Source organism: Confluentibacter flavum, assembly GCF_002843175.1.
Taxonomy (GTDB): domain Bacteria; phylum Bacteroidota; class Bacteroidia; order Flavobacteriales; family Flavobacteriaceae; genus Confluentibacter; species Confluentibacter flavum.
Window position 1 is genome coordinate 1 of record NZ_PJEO01000016.1, and the last position, 16,313, is coordinate 16,313.

Consider the following 16,313-nt stretch of genomic DNA (forward strand, 5'->3'; position numbering starts at 1 on the left):
TAACGTGAGTTCGATGTAATTATAAAGTTAAATACAGTTGCTTTGTATCGACGAAGTTGTTTTTTAAAGAAGGTTTTCTATCTTTAAAATTATAGGCAATAAGTGAGGCAAAAATATTATTGAAGTAGTTGGTTACGCTTCTATGTCTAGAATGTTCAACTTGGCAAATGTTCTTGAGTTGGTCAAAAATAGTTTCGATAATGGCCCTTTTTCTTAAATGATAAGCATCTTGCACAGGGGTCAATAGTTTTGTTTTCATGTTCTTTTTAAGCTTGGTTACCAGATGCACTCCATTATAGAACAACTCAGTAAATAGATCTTTGGAGATGTAGCCTTTGTCACCAAAGAGCTTCCCAAACAGCTTTTTAACAAAGGCTTTGAAGCGTAAAGGTTTTCTATCATCCACATTGCCTTTAGTTATCATAAAATCAATGATACCGCCTTGGTCATTGGTGATTATGTGCAATTTGAAACCATAGAACCAACCCAGGGAACATTGTCCCCTTTGTGCCAAATCCTTGAATACCCTATGTTGGTTAATTCTTCGCTTGTCACAAACCCTTAGGGGCGTAGAATCTATAAAACTAATCCCCGTACAATTTGCCAATCCACAAACTTTGAGGTAAATAGCCAGGGGCATAAAGCTTTGCCCTTTGAGTTCCACCATACGATTATAGGATACCAGGTTTGGAAAATAACTGGTTAGATGTTTTGAGACATAGCCTATATAAAAATCCTTGAAGGTTTTATACCCGGATAAATGGAAAAGCACTTGAATGGTCATTACTTCAGAGAGGCCCATTTTTGAAGCTCTGGTGCGCTTTTTTCCATTGGCCAGTAGGCTTTTTTGCCAAAAAGGGACAAATTCAAGACAAAAATCATCAATAGAACAGAAAATTTCAGTAATTTTAGAATCGGAAATCATAGCGAAATATTTAGTTATATAATTGAAATTCAGAACTTTAATTTACTAAATTTTTCGCTTTTTTATTATAAATAAATCAACTTTTTTACGTCGAACTCACGTTAAGTTATTCATTAATTAAAGGCTGCAAAACATGATTTAAAGAATCAACTGATAATGGTTTTGAAAGCGTGTCTTTAACAAAACTATAGCTTTTAGCACGTTTTATATCATCTAGATCGGTTGAAGAAGTAACAACAAAAATTATTATATTATTATTTAGGATGATCTCTTTTTTTTTGATAATATCTAAAAACTGCCAACCATTATATACTGGCATATTAATATCCAACAAAATAATATATTGGCTTTCTTCACTATAATTAGTATTTAAATATTCTAATGCTATTTTACCATTTAAAGAGGAGTTTACGCTCAACTCAGGATAAACCTTCTTTATCATTCTAGTAAATATTATATGAAAAATAGGATCGTCGTCTACTAATAATACATGCTTATTCATTGTTCGACTCATTTATATTCAACAATTTAGCTTCATTTACAATATTACGTACTATGACGTCCATTTCGTTTCCTGATAATTTGAGCTGTTCTATTAAGTACGGTAAATCCTTTGAATTAAAAGATTCGAGCTCAATAAGATTAATTATTCCTAAAATACGCGATAAAGGCGCACGAACTACATGGGATTGTGTCCAAGCAATGTCCTTTAATTTAACGTTCTGTGCTTCAATTTTTTTTGTATGTTCTAATTTATCGGTTACGTCATTTGCTAATACCAATCTGACTAATCTACCATTATAATCAATATTACTACTAAAAATTTCTACACTGATGTTTTTACCAGACTTAAGTGTGTGAGTAAAAAACCCCGCAAAGCCAACAGACCCCGTTAATGCATGCTTGGCTAAACTATCCTGCAAATATTTAATTTGATTTTTAGGCCTTATATCCTTTATGGTCATACTTCTAAATTCCTCTAAGGTGTAACCATATTTATCAATGGCTGCTTGATTTACATCCAAAAAAAATAATGTGGAAGTATCGTATAGCCACATGGGTTGCGGACTCAAATTAAATAAATCTTGATATGTTTTTTTAGTTTTATTTAGACCGTTTATATAGCTTTTTCGTTCTAAAGAATAAATGATGGACTTGTATAATATTTCTGGGTTAATTTCATCTTTAATCAAAAAATCCGATACTCCCAGCGATAATATCTTTCTAGCCAAATCAATATCTGTATAGCCCGTCAAAATAATTATAGGGATATCGGTTGTATTCTGTTGGATTTTTTTTGCCAAAACCTCCCCCTGAAGGTCGGGCAATACCAAATCCAGCAGGATAATATCTATTTTTTTGTCTGACTTTATTGTTAAAATTGCAGATTCGAATGATTCCTCGTGAAAAATTTGGATAGCATCAAATTTTTCAAGTAGATGATCTTCCAGTAACACAAAATCCCCAAGATTGTCCTCAATTATTAGAATTGAAAGTGTCAGGCTATCCTTACTCATTATACCTCGTTTTAAATTTGAATAAAGATAACCTTACTTTGCCAGTTTAGAAAGTTGTAACCAAAACTCCTCTATTTTTAAAATGACTTTTAAAAAATCGTCCATATCAATGGGTTTGGTTACATAACTATTACCATGATTCTCGTAAGATTTATTGATATCTTTTTGATTGGAAGACGTTGTAAGCATTATTACAGGTATTGTCTTTAGTGAGGCATCCTCTTTAATTTTTTCAAGCACGTAATGTCCATTGTAAATAGGGATGTTGATATCAAGCAGTATTAAATCTGGACGATCTACTTCTATATAATCTCCTCTTTTAAACACAAAATCAAGTGCATCGGAACCATTTTTAACCACACTAATTTTTGTTCTTATCTTACTTTCTTCAAAAGCATCAAGGGTAAGAACAATATCTCCTTCATTGTCCTCGACCAATAATATATGGACTTCTTTCATGTTTTAATTTTAATGTTTTTAAACGGTTATATACCTTAGGTAATCATGTTTGTATGTGACCCTTATTTTTATTGAAGTTTCATACTTAAATGTTCTTCGTTTTTATCAATAGTAAAATAAAATGTACTTCCTTTATCCAATTCCGATTCGACCCAAATCTTTCCTCCCCAGTACTCAATAAGCTTTTTAGCAATGGATAAACCAATACCTGTACCTTCATACTTGTCTCGATTGTGCAACCTCTGAAAGATAATAAAAATTTTATCAAAAAATTGGGAATCAATTCCAATGCCATTATCTTCAATACTTATCTGCCAATAGGCTTCTGTTTCCAAAGCTGAAACTTTTATCGTAGGAGGCACATTTTCCCTAGAGTATTTAATGGCATTATCGAGCAAACAATGCACCGTTTGTAAAAGAGGTGCCCTGAAACACGTGATATTTGGAAGATTATTAACAAGTATGGTTGCTTTTTTTTGTTGAATGAGTCTCCTTCTTAAAATACCATAATCCTCGATAAGTTCGTTCAAATTAATAACTTCGAGATGATCTGCAAGTTTTCCTGCTTTAGAATAATCGAGTAAATCCAATATAATTTGTTTCATGCGTTTAGCCCCATCGGTAGCAAAATTAATGTACTGATGTGCTTTATCATCTAATTGGTCTCGGTACTTTCGTTGAATTTGATTTAAAAAACTGGAAATCATCCGCAAAGGCTCTTGTAAATCATGAGAGGCTATAAAAGCAAATTGTTCTAATTCTTCATTGGATATTTCAAGTTCCTTGATATGTTTTTTAAGAATTTTATTCAATTCTAGCACTTCTTTTTCATATACAACGCGGTGGGTAATATCGGTGATTGCACCAACCATTCGAATAGCTTTTCCTGTCTTATTTCTAATAACAACCCCTTTGTCTATAACTGTTTTTTCTTCTCCACTCTTATGAATAATTCGGTATTCATACCGCCAATGTTCCATTGAGGAATCCTGTAAACATTCATGTAAACTAGTCTGTATTCCGGTAAGATCTTTAGGATGGAAACTATCTTCCCAAAATTCATCTCCTTTAAGCGCTTTTTTTACATCATATCCAAATAGTTTTTCAAAACCGTCGCCACGATAAAATACATCATTTTCAATGTCCCAGTCCCAAATAGCATCGGTTGTGGCTTTGGTTACTTTTTCAAAACGTTCATTGGCTTGAAGTATCCGTATATCTGTTTCTTTTCTAAGGGTTATATCCTTGAAATAAACAGATAAGCCCTTTGAGTTGGGATAAGCCGTAACTTCAAACCACTTGTTTAATGTTGGATAGTGTTCCTCGAATGATACCGTTTTACCTGTTGCCACCGCTTGGTGGTATTGTCTATAAAAATCGGAGTCTATGGCATCCGCATACTCCTCCCACAGGTTTTTGCCCAATATAACATCCTTTTTTCTGCCAAGTACATGTTCAGCCTCTTTATTCCAATAGGTAACGATCCAATCTTTATCAGCAGCAAAAAACGCATCCCCAATACTTTCTAAAATTTGGTTTTTCTCCTCGTAGGCTTTTATCAAACGTTCATCGGCTTCTTTCTTATGCGTAATATCTCTAAAAAAAACACTAATTCCGTCAGCTGAGGGATAGGCATTAACCTCTAACCAAACACCGTAATAGTCTTCAAACAAGATGGGCTTTCCTGTTTCTATGACATTATGGTAATTGGTATACGAGGGTAGTTTTACTGCGTCAGGAAAAACATCCCATAAATTTTTACCCAACAGAGCTTCTCTTTTAACACCAATAAGTTTCTCAGCCGTTTTATTCCAGTAAGTCACGGTAAAGTCTCTATTCATTGTAAAGAAAGCATCTCCAATACTTTCCAGGATTTGGTTTTTTTCCTCATAAGCTTTTTGTAATTCTAGTGTCACTTTTTTTCGTTCATTGATATTTTTAAAATAGGATGAAACCCCTCCGCTGGAAGGATACACATTGAGTTCATACCAGTTATTATCCCCAGGATACAAATATTCAAAGCTTAGGGGCTTGCCTGTTTTGGCAACTTTTCGATACACCCTTTCCAACTCCGTACCTTTAGCCGGTTCAAATTCTTTCCAAATATTCTTACCAAGTACCTCACTGCTTTTTCGGTTCAATAAGTTTTCAGCTTCTTTGTTGAAGTAGGTGAAGTTCCAGTGTTCATCAAGAGCATAAAACGCATCAGAAATACTTCCCAGAATTTCTTTAAGTTGAACTTCAGTGGTTTTCAAGGAGTTGATATCTTGAAAACTTCCAGATATTTTAGTCCTCTTTCCTTGAACTTGCTGACTTTTTCCAATGCATCTAATCCACTTTTCTTTCCCTGTTTTTGTAATAATCTGTAGTTCTTCATCAAATCCAGTTCCTTCGTTGATGAGTGTTCCAACTGCTTTTTCAATGCGGCATTTACTTTCTTCTTTATAAAACTCAAAACCTTCTGTTAATGACGGATTGTAATTATCATCAACTTCCAAAATTTCTCTAACCATAGGGGACCAATATATAGTATCGGTTTTATCCAGTGAGACCAAATCGAGTTCCCAACTTCCGATTTTTGCCAATTGAGAGGCATCCGCCACTAACTCTCGTAATTTTTTCTCTTCAGTAATATTTTTGGCTGTAGCATAAATGACCCCTTCTTCTTTAATAGGATTGCAGTGCCAACTAAGCCAAATAACATCACTTTTTTTAGTAATATAACGGGTTTCAAAATTGAGAATAGTTTCTCCTTTTTTTATTTTTTTTACTTCATTGTTAAAAATGGCTTTATCTAGAGGATGTGTAAAGTTTTCAAATGGGTATCCTACAATCTCGTGTTCTTCATAACCGAGAAGTTCACATCCCGCCTTGTTTATTTTCAAAAAATGACCATTTAGATCTGCAATACATATAATGTCTGGTAAGGTATCAAACAAATGATGCAGATCACTTTCTAAGCGTTTCCTATTAATTTTAGCCCCTATAAATGACTCCATTTCAGTCAATATAGACTGATACCCTTCCATTTTATAAACATCTTCTTTAGTCCCAACAACCAACACTCCTACTATTCTTTCTTGGTGTGTAAGGGGAATGCCAAGCACAGATTTCAACCCTGCTTTTTTAGCAGCATCATTTCTTATAAAAAACCCCTCTATATCAATATCTCCCCATAAAATAGATTCTTTGGTTTTCCACACCTTACCTGGAAGTCCTTTATCAAAACCTATTTCCTCTATATTTTCTGAATACGTATAGAATTTTTTCGCTGCAGCATCCATTTCAACACGGGATAAAAGCTTTAAGGCTTTTTCATGAATGGTAGGCAACCAAATTTCACACAAACTAAAGTCTCCATAGTTAACAATAAGTTCACAAAGTCGCTCAAGAGACATATTGAGGTCTATACCGTCATTAAAAACAGTACTTATATTGGCTAAAAAATCTCTTTTAAAGTCTTCATTTTTAGCAGCGGTAACATCACGTTCAATCGCTATCCAGTGGGTGTACCTACCCTTTTCATCGGCTACAGGTGATACGGTGAAGTTAATCCAAAACTCCTCACCATTTTTTTTATAATTAAGCGTGGTTACCTCACATGATTCCCAGTTTCTAAGAGCTTTACCCAATCGTGCCAGTTCATTTTTATCAGATTTTGGACCTTGTAAGATGCGTGGCGATTTGCCAATCACTTCATCAGCCGTATAGCCTGTCATTCTAGTAAACGCTTCGTTTACATATATTATTCTGGGGCCAGGTTCATCCTGTGGCTCGGCTTCGGTAATTAATACGGCATCGTTGGTATGGGTAATAACACTTTCTAGTAATTTTAGGTATTGTTCTTCTTTTTTTTGTAACGTAATATCTTGTACTGTACCTTCAAATGTTATGGGTTTTCCTTCTGAGTTTTTGTTTAACCTTCCCATTTCGTGTACCCATTTTATATCTCCGTTGGGAAGTATAATGCGGTGCGTAAAATTTAATTCTTTTAATCCAGACACTGCAGCTTCTTGTTCACGTTCAAAAAGTGCTCTGTCATCTGAATGAATGGAATTAAAAAAAAAGTCATAACTAATTTCACTATTTTCCCTCTCTATATCCCAAATCTCAAAGACCTTATCTGACCAATACAATAAATTGGTAATTAAATCAAGCCTCCAATAACCAATCTTTGCTATTTCAGATGCTGCTTTTAGTTTCTTTTCTGATTCTTGTAATTCTAAAAGTTGTTTTTGTAAAACGGTAACATCTTGGCAAACTACCATAAAACAGTTTTTTCCTTGAAAATCTACTCTATGACCATTAGTTTCGACAAGCAAAATTGTTCCATCCTTTTTTTGATGGGTAAACGTGCCAAAGTGTTTATTGCCCTTATGCGTATGAATACCCTCATGAACTGCCATTAACTTAGGTATTTCTTCTTTAGGCCTTAACTCTTTAATGGTTAATGTTAAAAATTCTGCTTTATTGTAACCATAGAGGTCAATGGCAGCTTGATTGACATCAAGGATTTCAAAAGTATCTATATCATAGACCCAATTAGGAAAAGGGTTTAAATAGAATAGCGTGCTATAGTCAAGTTTATTGCTCATTTGGGGTTATTATTTGCTCTATCTATTATCCAAATTTTTTAATATTATCATTATCCAAGAGCATGCTTGGAAAAAACATTCAAGACATTATTTATATTAATAAGTGCAAAGGCAACTTTTGCCAATGGCTAAAATTGCATTAATTAATGATTATTTAATTGAGAGAGTTAACTACTTTCCATTTTTACGGATATCGCAAAAAAATTAAGCAGCTTTTATTAGAACGGGTATTAATAGCTTCACAAAGAAAAGAAAATCTTTTAATATTTTCAAGGTACATAATCAATACGTACTTCATCCAGTTCATACGTACCATCAAAAGTAGGGTTGCCACTGCCAATATATTTAAAAGCGATGTGTATGGTTCCTGTTAAACACGATAAATCGACATTGCCAGAGTTAAACCAAGAGCCAAAATAATCGGTATCTTTAACAATATAAGCATCAGACAAGATACTCCAAGTAGCATTGGAAACGTTGGCTTCGGTACCATCCCAATTAGAGGCATATAATACTTGCATATCACTGCTATCGGCAAAACTATTGGAGGTTTTAAAACGCAGGGTTTCCCCATCCTGAACATCTAAATTAATGGGCGGTGATATTAACCAAGCCACATTGCTTACATCGCCCGAACTAGCAGACTGCATTCTAGCCGATCTGTCTAAAGAAGCATTGGTTCCAGTCGCTGTGTAGGCTTCCCAGCCCTCGCTGCCTGCTTCTATATAATTGGTCCAACCGTTTCCTGTTATCAACCGATTATTGGTTTGCGATTGAAAATTATCGTAAAACAAATTGGCCATGCCAACGGTGTCTGCCAGACCACAACTAAATTGCATGGGGTCGCATCGGTTGTCATCGGTAAAATCGACATCGGTAACGCTATTAATCACTAATACATTAAAGTCGTCTCCAAAATCCCTTGTGAAGACTCCAGTTATAGAACCTTTTTTTTGAGGCACTTGTAACGACTTAAAATCGGCAAACGTACTGGTTTGTAATAGTATGGAAAGATTGGTATCGCAACTCTCCAAAGTACGGAATCCATCAAATTCATCAATACCTTCGCCTGCATAGGTTAATGCCAATTCGCTGTTTTTTATTTGCATATTATCCAATTGGATTAAGGTATTTTCATCAGCATCGGTTAATTCTATTAATGATGCTATTTTTGGGGTGATGGTAGCCACTTCTGGTGTTCTAATCACAATCGTTCTATATTCAAATTCTTGTATTTGTTCCAAACTTTGGTCTTCTCCCTTGGCAATGGTTAATACACCGTTTGATTCGCCTATAGTCAATCCGCTTAATTTTACATATATTTTTCTGCCAAACTCGTAGGTGTCAGACAAACTCCCCACATTAATATCTAACCGAATCCCTAATCTGGGATCGTCATCGGGGTTACTGCCATCTACCTTATTTTGAATGATGAGTTCTTCAAAAAAATTACCGGCTTGGTCACTGGACACTACATAGCCTTCAATATATAATTCTTCATCTTCATCAATAATAGCTATCAATTTATCATTGGCGACCGCTTGGGCATACTTTCCGTACAGCGCCTTAAATGTGGTTAGTTGATTTGTTGGAATGGTAATGTCTTGTCCTTCTTTTGGTATTGGAATGTCATAATCGCCATCATCTACGCACGATGAAAAAACAACCAGCAACAACATGGCTATAAATTTAGTATTCATAATTTTTAGTGTTAAAATCTAACATATAGGTTTAAAAAATAATTTGCTCCTCTACCATACCAATATTTAGCACCAAAAACAGGTTTATCCAAGGCTTGGTCGTCCCTTAATTGCCTGTAATTGGCATTGCGCCCTTGTTCAAATCCGCCTGTTTTATAAACTTCATCCAACAGGTTATTTACACTTGCAAAAAAACCAATGTAATACTGGTTCACTTTCCAAGATTTTCCACCTACCAGATTCACTACCATATAATCATCAAAACGTTCTTGTTTTAATAAGGCTCTTGCCAAATCATCATCATAATCAATAAAAGGTTGGCCGTCTACATCGGTATAAAAATTCTTGGTTCTAGTTAACGGACTCACATCTACATAGGTGTTTTTAAAAAAATTGGCCGTGGCACCAAACCACCAATAGTCGGGGTCGCGATATTCAAAACCGACGGAATAAGCTTGTTGCGAACCAACAGCTAACTTGTAATTTTTTAAATAGGATTTACCTAAATATACATTCTCAAACCTATCGGAAGACAGATATAAATCCGGGTTATTGGCATAGGTGTATTGCCCTATGGAACCAGCCCCCTTTAATTTGATAGTTGGCGTTACTTGAGCTTCCACGCCAAACTCGCCACCCAAATGGTTTTTGTTGATGCCCTGTAAAATTTCTTGAATAAATTCGGTTTCATCTCTCCCCGATTGTTGTGTGCCAGAATCGGCAATAACATTACCAATGCCATCTGCAAAGAAAAATGAGATTTCGTTGGCATTTTTAAGCATGGTATAAAACCCGGTGAGTTTTGCCTTTACATAAGAAGAACGGAAAATATAACTAGCATCAAAACTGCTTATTTTTTCTTCTGAAATATTGGGAACGATGTTGTGATTTGATCTGGAATTTGTATAACTATTACTTATGGATGGTGCTTTGGTAATGTAACCTAAATTGAAATCGAATACATGTTTCCCTGATATCTTATAGGTAAAACCTGCCTTAGCACCAAAACCCGTGAAGGATAACTTGTCTCCTTTTCCTAAGGAATTATCGGCAAATGTTTCCGATTGAAACAAGCCTTCACGCTGATATTGCGTGTTAGTGACGCTAGCAGATGCATAAAAATCAGCTTTATTGTATTTAAATTGTGCCTGTGCAAATCCTGATAGCACATTGGCAAACATATTATAATTATAGCCATACCTATCGCCTACTTTGGCTATAGTGTTCGGATTTTTTAAATCGAACTGAACGCCGTCAAAACTATCCACATTTAAAAATCCTGAACCACCCAAAAGATCTAAAACCTCAGCAAAATTTTCAGACTCAAATGCTTTATAACTTATGGATGCATCATATAAAATATGGTCGTTTACCTTACCATTAAAAATGGTGTTTAAGGTGAATTGTTTATCATCTACCCGATCTTCGTACAACATATAGTTAGCGTTTTTTCCTTGGGCTGCATTTGCCATATTGGCGTCGTACATGGGTTGCCAATGAATCTGCCCATCGTTTAAAAAAAATTGTTGTGCACCGTATGCAAATTCTAAATCATCTGGGAAATTGTGCTCAAAATAACTTGGCATTTTTTGATAATAAGCTGGACTTGGGTTTCGTCCGCCTCCTTCAAAAGTCTCCTGTCCTTCCGATGTTAATACTTGTGTAACACCTCCATAAGCCAAACGGCTGTTTCCTGTTTTTCCAAACTGATAACCCACATTGGTGTTCCATGACAGGTTGCTGTTTATGGCCCAATAATGGTTTAGCATTAAAATAGGTTCATCAACTTCTTTAATGCGGGAATTTCGTTTATTTCCATCTTGCCAGCCCCAATATTCATTATACTTTATGCCTTTTAAATCATAAACCTCTTGAGTATTTGGAGACGATTTTCCTCTTCTGTTTGGTGTATAAATGCCTGTAAAGTTTAAACTATGGGCATCATTAATAACTTTTTCTGCGGAAACAAAAACGGAATTCGCATCATATAAGGTAGCCTCTTGATAGCCTTCATCTCCCCATCGTCTCCCCAAAGACACCGCATAAGCCCAACCGCCTTGCAACAAACCCGATGAGTATGTTGCCATAAATCTATTGGCATAACTTCTGTTGCTTGATGAATAGGTGATTCGTCCGCCATACGACATTTGAGATGCCCTAACATTCACATTGCTGGTTCCTAAAATACCTCCAAATTGGTAACTTGATGGTTTTAGTCCCGGAGCTAATTCTTGGTTACGCATCACATCATTTAATCCGCCCCAGTTGCTCCATTGGGGTCTGCCATTATATATTTTGTTCATTTCAATACCATTAATCAACATGGTACTATTATCCGAATCCAATCCCCTAACCCTAAAAAAAGAAGAGCTAAATTCGAATGCAGCAGTTCGTTGAAACACATCTAGAGACGCATGCAATAAACCAGATACGTTTCCAAATCCACTTTCATCATTATCAAGTTCGTCTTCAGTTAAGCTAATGGTAAATAAATCTTGTGAAGCCATCGTATCAAGTTCAAGAATCATATCTGTAATATTAACTGTTTGAAATTCATCTACAGTTATAGGATACTTAGCTGTTATATATCCCATTTTAGAAATTTGTAATATGTGTTCTCCTAAGGGCACATTTGAAGAGAATTCAAACTCGCCTAATGTATTGGTTTTAGTGTTTTGAGATGTTGCCTCAATGGTTACGGTTACTTCTGGAATAGGCTGAAAAGATGTAACATCCTTTACACTTCCTTGAATGCGTGTTTGTTGTGCTAATACAGAAATTGACATTAACATATAAAACAAAAAAACAAGCCCTAATTTTTTCAATTTCTAAATTATAATTACTTACTAAACGCTAAAATAGTTTTTTTGAAAGAAATAACTACTTTTGTAATCAGTTTTTTTATCTTAATATGTAATATGTTTCAATCATGATTAAATTTTTAAAATTCAGTTCATTGTTTTTATTTTGGATGGTAATTTCAATTACAGAGGCTCAAGAACATAAAACTTATAAAATACATACTATTGCTTTTTATAATTTAGAAAACTTGTTCGACACCATAAACGACCCTACTAATTTTGATGAATATAGCCCCTTAATGGAACTAAAGGCAAATCGTTCTGATGCCTATAAAAAGAAAGTGAGAAATATGGCCCGTGTTTTGGCAGATATTGGACGGGACGTTTCTAACAATACTCCTGCAATCATTGGCGTTTCTGAAGTTGAAAACCAAGACGTGCTTGAAGACGTTGTGAATGATTCTATTTTAAGAGATAAAAATTATGGTATTGTTCACTATCATTCTCCAGATGCCAGAGGCATTGATGTGGCATTATTATACCAAAAAAAACTCTTTTATCCCATTACAACAAGCAGTCATGAACTAAAGATTTACGACAATGTTACTAGAAAAAGAATTTACACCCGAGACCAATTATTGGTGAGTGGCCATTTGGATGGTGAACTGATGCATATTATAGTCAATCATTGGCCATCTAGAAGCGGTGGCGAAGCAAAAAGCCAATACAACCGGATAGCAGCGGCTAAACTATCTAAATATTTAGTGGATTCCCTTCAAGTTATAGATCCGTATGCAAAGGTTTTCATCATGGGTGATTTAAATGATAACCCCAATAATACCAGTGTTAAAAAGGGTTTAAAAACTCAAAAAGATAAAGATAAAGTTGATTTTAAAGGTATTTATAATCCTTATGAAAACTTCTTTAGAGACGGTTTAGGAACAACGGCTTACCGAGATGCTTGGAGTTTGTTTGACCAAATACTGCTTACAAAATCCTTATTGGAAAAAGACTATACCTCTTTTCAATTTTATAAGGCAGGTATATTTAACAACGATTATTTAATTACGAGCAAAGGAACTTATAAAGGGTATCCGTATAGAAGTTGGTCTGATGGCGGATTTTCGGACGGGTTTAGCGACCACTTTCCAGTGTATGTTTATGTTATTAAGGAAATCCCCACTGTCCTATCGGACATCTCCCCGAAGGGGAGAGAAGACTAATTAAATCTATTTTTAGCTTATCCAGGTATTCCAAGGAATTCTTGATAAAAATAATACCAAAGCAATGGTATAAAAAACAGCTATTGGTTTTAATTTTGCTTGAGAGGTTAACTTCTTTTTATGTTTGGAATAACCTATGGTTATTAGAGCAACGGCTATAATATTCACAAAAGGATGCTCCACTAAATAAAGTCTATTAACAGCATCTTTCATCACGCCACCCATACCTAATTCACTAAAAGCTTGCAATCTTGGAGACACAAAATATAAAATCAATCCAATTAACAATTGAATATGTGAAACGATTAAGGCAAATAATGATATTCTAAAATCATTGGCAGCATATTCTTTATCTGCAGCCATTTTATACAAAGCATTGAACGTAGCCAATATTAATACCAAAAGTACGAGATAGGCCCAATAAGAATGGAGTATTTTAACTGTATTATACATAATTATAAATTTAGATTTTTAGAATAAAACAAATGTAATAATTTATAGTATAAAAAAACCGCTTCTCTGGATAACTATCTGGAGAAGCAGTTTTTAAATTATTGTTTTATGTATGCTAATTCCATTTATTTTCTGCAGCATTGCCTCCCCAAAGTAAAGTCGCTAAATACGGATTGTCTATAAAAGGGTTTCTATTACCTTGTGCGTGCTCAATAACATCATTTCGTTGAATTTCAAATTGCGATACAGGATCTTCAATGTTCCATTTTAGAAAAAGCGATATGCCGCCAACTTTAATAAAACTTTGATTATACCTAAGATTTAAATACATAATCATTCTTGCAACATCTCCTTTCCAATCGTCACCTGGGTACCATCTATTTTCTTCTACATTATATGTTCCATTTCCAGTTGCGTAGGCATAATTACTTCTTAAACTATTAACGTCTTCATCACAAACCCTTAAATGATGCAAGTCGGCAACAGCTATTTCAGAAGTTAATAATGATTGAGGATAAATATGCTCTGTATTAAATGTTTGCGGCGTATAGCTGTTGTTTCCTGATATATATTCTTGCCAATATCGACTTTCCCCAGAATACATTAGAATAACATTATTTGTATTGCTTGGGTCTTCATCTGCATTGTACAAATATTGGTGTCTTTGTCCATACGATAAGATTTTTGTATGATTCTCGGTAACATGTGCTATTAATTCATTTGCTATTAAATCAGCATCTTCAAAAAAAGACACGTCACTATAATAATTTTGCAGATTTGAAGGGATATTAAAACTTATTTCTATTGGTTTCTCTTCTATTAAAGGTTCTCCATTATTATCAGGGTTGCTGCAATTAATAGATAGTAAACCGAATAGAAGTATTGCAATGTATTTATTCATTAGTGTAAATTTAATTAAAGATAAAAAACCGCTTTTTAGGTTAAAGCGGTTTTATAATTATACTAGAATGATCTTTATTTTATTGTTGATAAACCCATTCACCACCTGTTTTTATAACACTTTTTGATTCATTAGTTGTAGAGCCATTATATATAACATATGTTAACACATATTTCTGATCTTCTGCAGTTACAAAATTTCCATTTTCTAAAAGCACGTTAAAAGCTTCAAGTAACATGGCATCGTTCCAATAATTACCACTTGTAGGCCTTCTATCAAAACTACCAAAGAAACCATAATTGTCAGCAGGCCCTGGATAGATATCTATAAACGCATTAGAAATGAATGCAACATCCGCTCCTGTAAAAGTATATCTTATGGTATTGTCTGGAACCCAACTATTACCATCAAATCCAAATTGCAGAGCAGTATCAATTGTAGATGTGTACGCTGTCCACATTCCGTCTATAACCGTATAAAGATTGCCTCTAATTTGAGCCCCACTTGAGCTAGAGAAATAATCATAAACCATGATAACCTCATCCTCTTCTTGAGCATATGCATATGGTGGAGTAAGACTTAAAAAAGTTGGTAAATAAGATTCCGCTGGTGTTGAGCTTCCAAAATTGTCAAAACGCCCTGGTTGTCCTGAACCTTCACCCATAGAATCAAAATCCGCAGAACTTAAAAAGGAGACGCCATCAACTTCTTCCCATTCACTACCAGTATAGGTGAAAAATTCGCCTTTTTTATTAGTTTCTCCCGTTGCACCTAAAACTTTCAAGGCCATACTCGCTACCCTCCATCTTCCTGCATCTGTATTGGATGAAACATATTTAAAAGCTATATTAATTGATTGTCCATCATATGCTGAAAAATCATAATCTGGAGAAGTAGTCATGCTTCCAAACGCTGTCTTGTCAAAACTTAATGGTGTCCATGTTGCCGTAGATGGATCTCCTGAATAATTTGTAGAAATCAATATATCAATTTGGTCGGGAACACTTAAAAAATCAATTTCCTGAGTTATTTGGAATTTAAGATTTGTTTCTCCACTTAAATCAATAGCTGGTGAAACTAACCATTCCTCATTTGCTACCTGAGTACCAAAAAACCCATTACCTTGAACATAACCAGTCAGAGATGTCCAAACCGCATTGCTACCTGTAGCTGGCGAAGTCTCTATTATTGACCACCCTTCAAAACCTGCGGCAAAATCATATTCCAATAAGTTTGCTAACCCAACTTCTGGTGTATCAAAATATTGCGAATATCTAGCTAAAACAATATCTCCTGCTACAGGACTTGCTATTTGTGTTGCTAAAACATTAGGTATTTGAGTCGTTGCATCTACATTTGGATAAAACCCGAATGCATCACTTCCTGTTGATGCGTAATCTGCATTAGTAAGTTGGTACACATCTGCACCAGAGTAATCACTTACCCCTTCAGCATTACCAATAAATAATCTATAACCTACAGTAACAGCAGAACCTTTTCCCCAACTTGGGTATAAATCGGATAAAAAATCTGGCAACATAGTTTTAGCATCCTCTTCAGAACTAAAGCTGCCAAAAGTTAAATCTAAATCTTCATAATCATCACTAGTTAAAATATAAGTAGTCTCCCCAACAATTGGATTCTCTTTTGCATCTATATCATTATAGATATCTTCTAAAGGATTACAACTCGTGAAAATTGCTCCTATAATTAATAAGTAAAAATATATATTTTTCATT

The 16,313-nt window shown here is 34.7% G+C and carries 11 protein-coding genes; 1 reads left to right on the forward strand and 10 read right to left on the reverse strand.

The window, feature by feature from the left end; genetic code table 11:
* Positions 1 to 19: 19 nt before the first annotated feature.
* The 7 genes from CSW08_RS05160 to CSW08_RS05190 all read right to left on the reverse strand — a co-directional run bounded on the left by CSW08_RS05160 (position 20) and on the right by CSW08_RS05190 (position 11,982).
* Entirely contained in the window at positions 20 to 925 is a 906-nt protein-coding gene (locus CSW08_RS05160; RefSeq protein ID WP_106657880.1) for an IS982 family transposase, read from the reverse strand.
* Between the two features lie 106 nt (positions 926 to 1,031).
* Complete coding sequence (locus tag CSW08_RS05165) at positions 1,032 to 1,427, reverse strand: response regulator (protein WP_157831430.1); 396 nt, start codon at positions 1,425 to 1,427, stop codon at positions 1,032 to 1,034.
* Positions 1,420 to 2,442 (reverse strand): response regulator, encoded by a 1,023-nt coding sequence (locus CSW08_RS05170; RefSeq protein ID WP_106658850.1) that lies wholly within the window; start codon positions 2,440 to 2,442, stop codon positions 1,420 to 1,422. Before CSW08_RS05170 ends, CSW08_RS05165 begins: the two co-directional genes overlap by 8 nt.
* A gap of 33 nt (positions 2,443 to 2,475) precedes the next feature.
* Positions 2,476 to 2,901 (reverse strand): response regulator, encoded by a 426-nt coding sequence (locus CSW08_RS05175; protein ID WP_106658851.1) that lies wholly within the window; start codon positions 2,899 to 2,901, stop codon positions 2,476 to 2,478.
* 68 nt (positions 2,902 to 2,969) lie between these two features.
* Positions 2,970 to 7,496: a PAS domain S-box protein gene (locus CSW08_RS05180; protein ID WP_106658852.1), complete on the reverse strand. Its 4,527-nt coding sequence runs from the start codon at positions 7,494 to 7,496 to the stop codon at positions 2,970 to 2,972.
* 269 nt (positions 7,497 to 7,765) lie between these two features.
* Positions 7,766 to 9,196 (reverse strand): DUF5689 domain-containing protein, encoded by a 1,431-nt coding sequence (locus CSW08_RS05185; RefSeq protein ID WP_106658853.1) that lies wholly within the window; start codon positions 9,194 to 9,196, stop codon positions 7,766 to 7,768.
* A gap of 11 nt (positions 9,197 to 9,207) precedes the next feature.
* The gene (locus CSW08_RS05190) at positions 9,208 to 11,982 is read right to left on the reverse strand and encodes a TonB-dependent receptor (RefSeq protein WP_238987201.1); all 2,775 of its coding nucleotides are present in this window, start codon (positions 11,980 to 11,982) and stop codon (positions 9,208 to 9,210) included.
* A gap of 143 nt (positions 11,983 to 12,125) precedes the next feature.
* Here CSW08_RS05190 and CSW08_RS05195 point away from each other — a divergent pair, with 143 nt between their 5' ends.
* Positions 12,126 to 13,220, forward strand: coding sequence for an endonuclease/exonuclease/phosphatase family protein (locus tag CSW08_RS05195; RefSeq protein WP_238987202.1), 1,095 nt, complete (start codon positions 12,126 to 12,128; stop codon positions 13,218 to 13,220).
* A gap of 12 nt (positions 13,221 to 13,232) precedes the next feature.
* On the opposite strand, the gene CSW08_RS05200 is transcribed toward CSW08_RS05195, so the two are convergent.
* From CSW08_RS05200 to CSW08_RS05210, 3 genes are all read right to left on the reverse strand, one after another.
* Positions 13,233 to 13,673 (reverse strand): hypothetical protein, encoded by a 441-nt coding sequence (locus CSW08_RS05200; RefSeq protein ID WP_106658854.1) that lies wholly within the window; start codon positions 13,671 to 13,673, stop codon positions 13,233 to 13,235.
* A 115-nt stretch (positions 13,674 to 13,788) separates the two neighbouring features.
* Complete coding sequence (locus CSW08_RS05205) at positions 13,789 to 14,574, reverse strand: endonuclease I family protein (protein WP_106658855.1); 786 nt, start codon at positions 14,572 to 14,574, stop codon at positions 13,789 to 13,791.
* 79 nt (positions 14,575 to 14,653) lie between these two features.
* Positions 14,654 to 16,312, reverse strand: coding sequence for a choice-of-anchor J domain-containing protein (locus tag CSW08_RS05210; RefSeq protein ID WP_106658856.1), 1,659 nt, complete (start codon positions 16,310 to 16,312; stop codon positions 14,654 to 14,656).
* Between the last annotated feature and the right edge of the window lies 1 nt (position 16,313).

Excerpts from the sequence above, each read along its gene's own strand:
- CSW08_RS05160 (WP_106657880.1), bottom strand. The coding sequence starts at position 925 with ATGATTTCCGATTCTAAAATTACTGAAATTTTCTGTTCTATTGATGAT.
- CSW08_RS05165 (WP_157831430.1), bottom strand. The coding sequence starts at position 1,427 with ATGAATAAGCATGTATTATTAGTAGACGACGATCCTATTTTTCATATA.
- CSW08_RS05170 (WP_106658850.1), bottom strand. The coding sequence starts at position 2,442 with ATGAGTAAGGATAGCCTGACACTTTCAATTCTAATAATTGAGGACAAT.
- CSW08_RS05175 (WP_106658851.1), bottom strand. The coding sequence starts at position 2,901 with ATGAAAGAAGTCCATATATTATTGGTCGAGGACAATGAAGGAGATATT.
- CSW08_RS05180 (WP_106658852.1), bottom strand. The coding sequence starts at position 7,496 with ATGAGCAATAAACTTGACTATAGCACGCTATTCTATTTAAACCCTTTT.
- CSW08_RS05185 (WP_106658853.1), bottom strand. The coding sequence starts at position 9,196 with ATGAATACTAAATTTATAGCCATGTTGTTGCTGGTTGTTTTTTCATCG.
- CSW08_RS05190 (WP_238987201.1), bottom strand. The coding sequence starts at position 11,982 with ATGTCAATTTCTGTATTAGCACAACAAACACGCATTCAAGGAAGTGTA.
- CSW08_RS05195 (WP_238987202.1), top strand. The coding sequence starts at position 12,126 with ATGATTAAATTTTTAAAATTCAGTTCATTGTTTTTATTTTGGATGGTA.
- CSW08_RS05200 (WP_106658854.1), bottom strand. The coding sequence starts at position 13,673 with ATGTATAATACAGTTAAAATACTCCATTCTTATTGGGCCTATCTCGTA.
- CSW08_RS05205 (WP_106658855.1), bottom strand. The coding sequence starts at position 14,574 with ATGAATAAATACATTGCAATACTTCTATTCGGTTTACTATCTATTAAT.
- CSW08_RS05210 (WP_106658856.1), bottom strand. The coding sequence starts at position 16,312 with ATGAAAAATATATATTTTTACTTATTAATTATAGGAGCAATTTTCACG.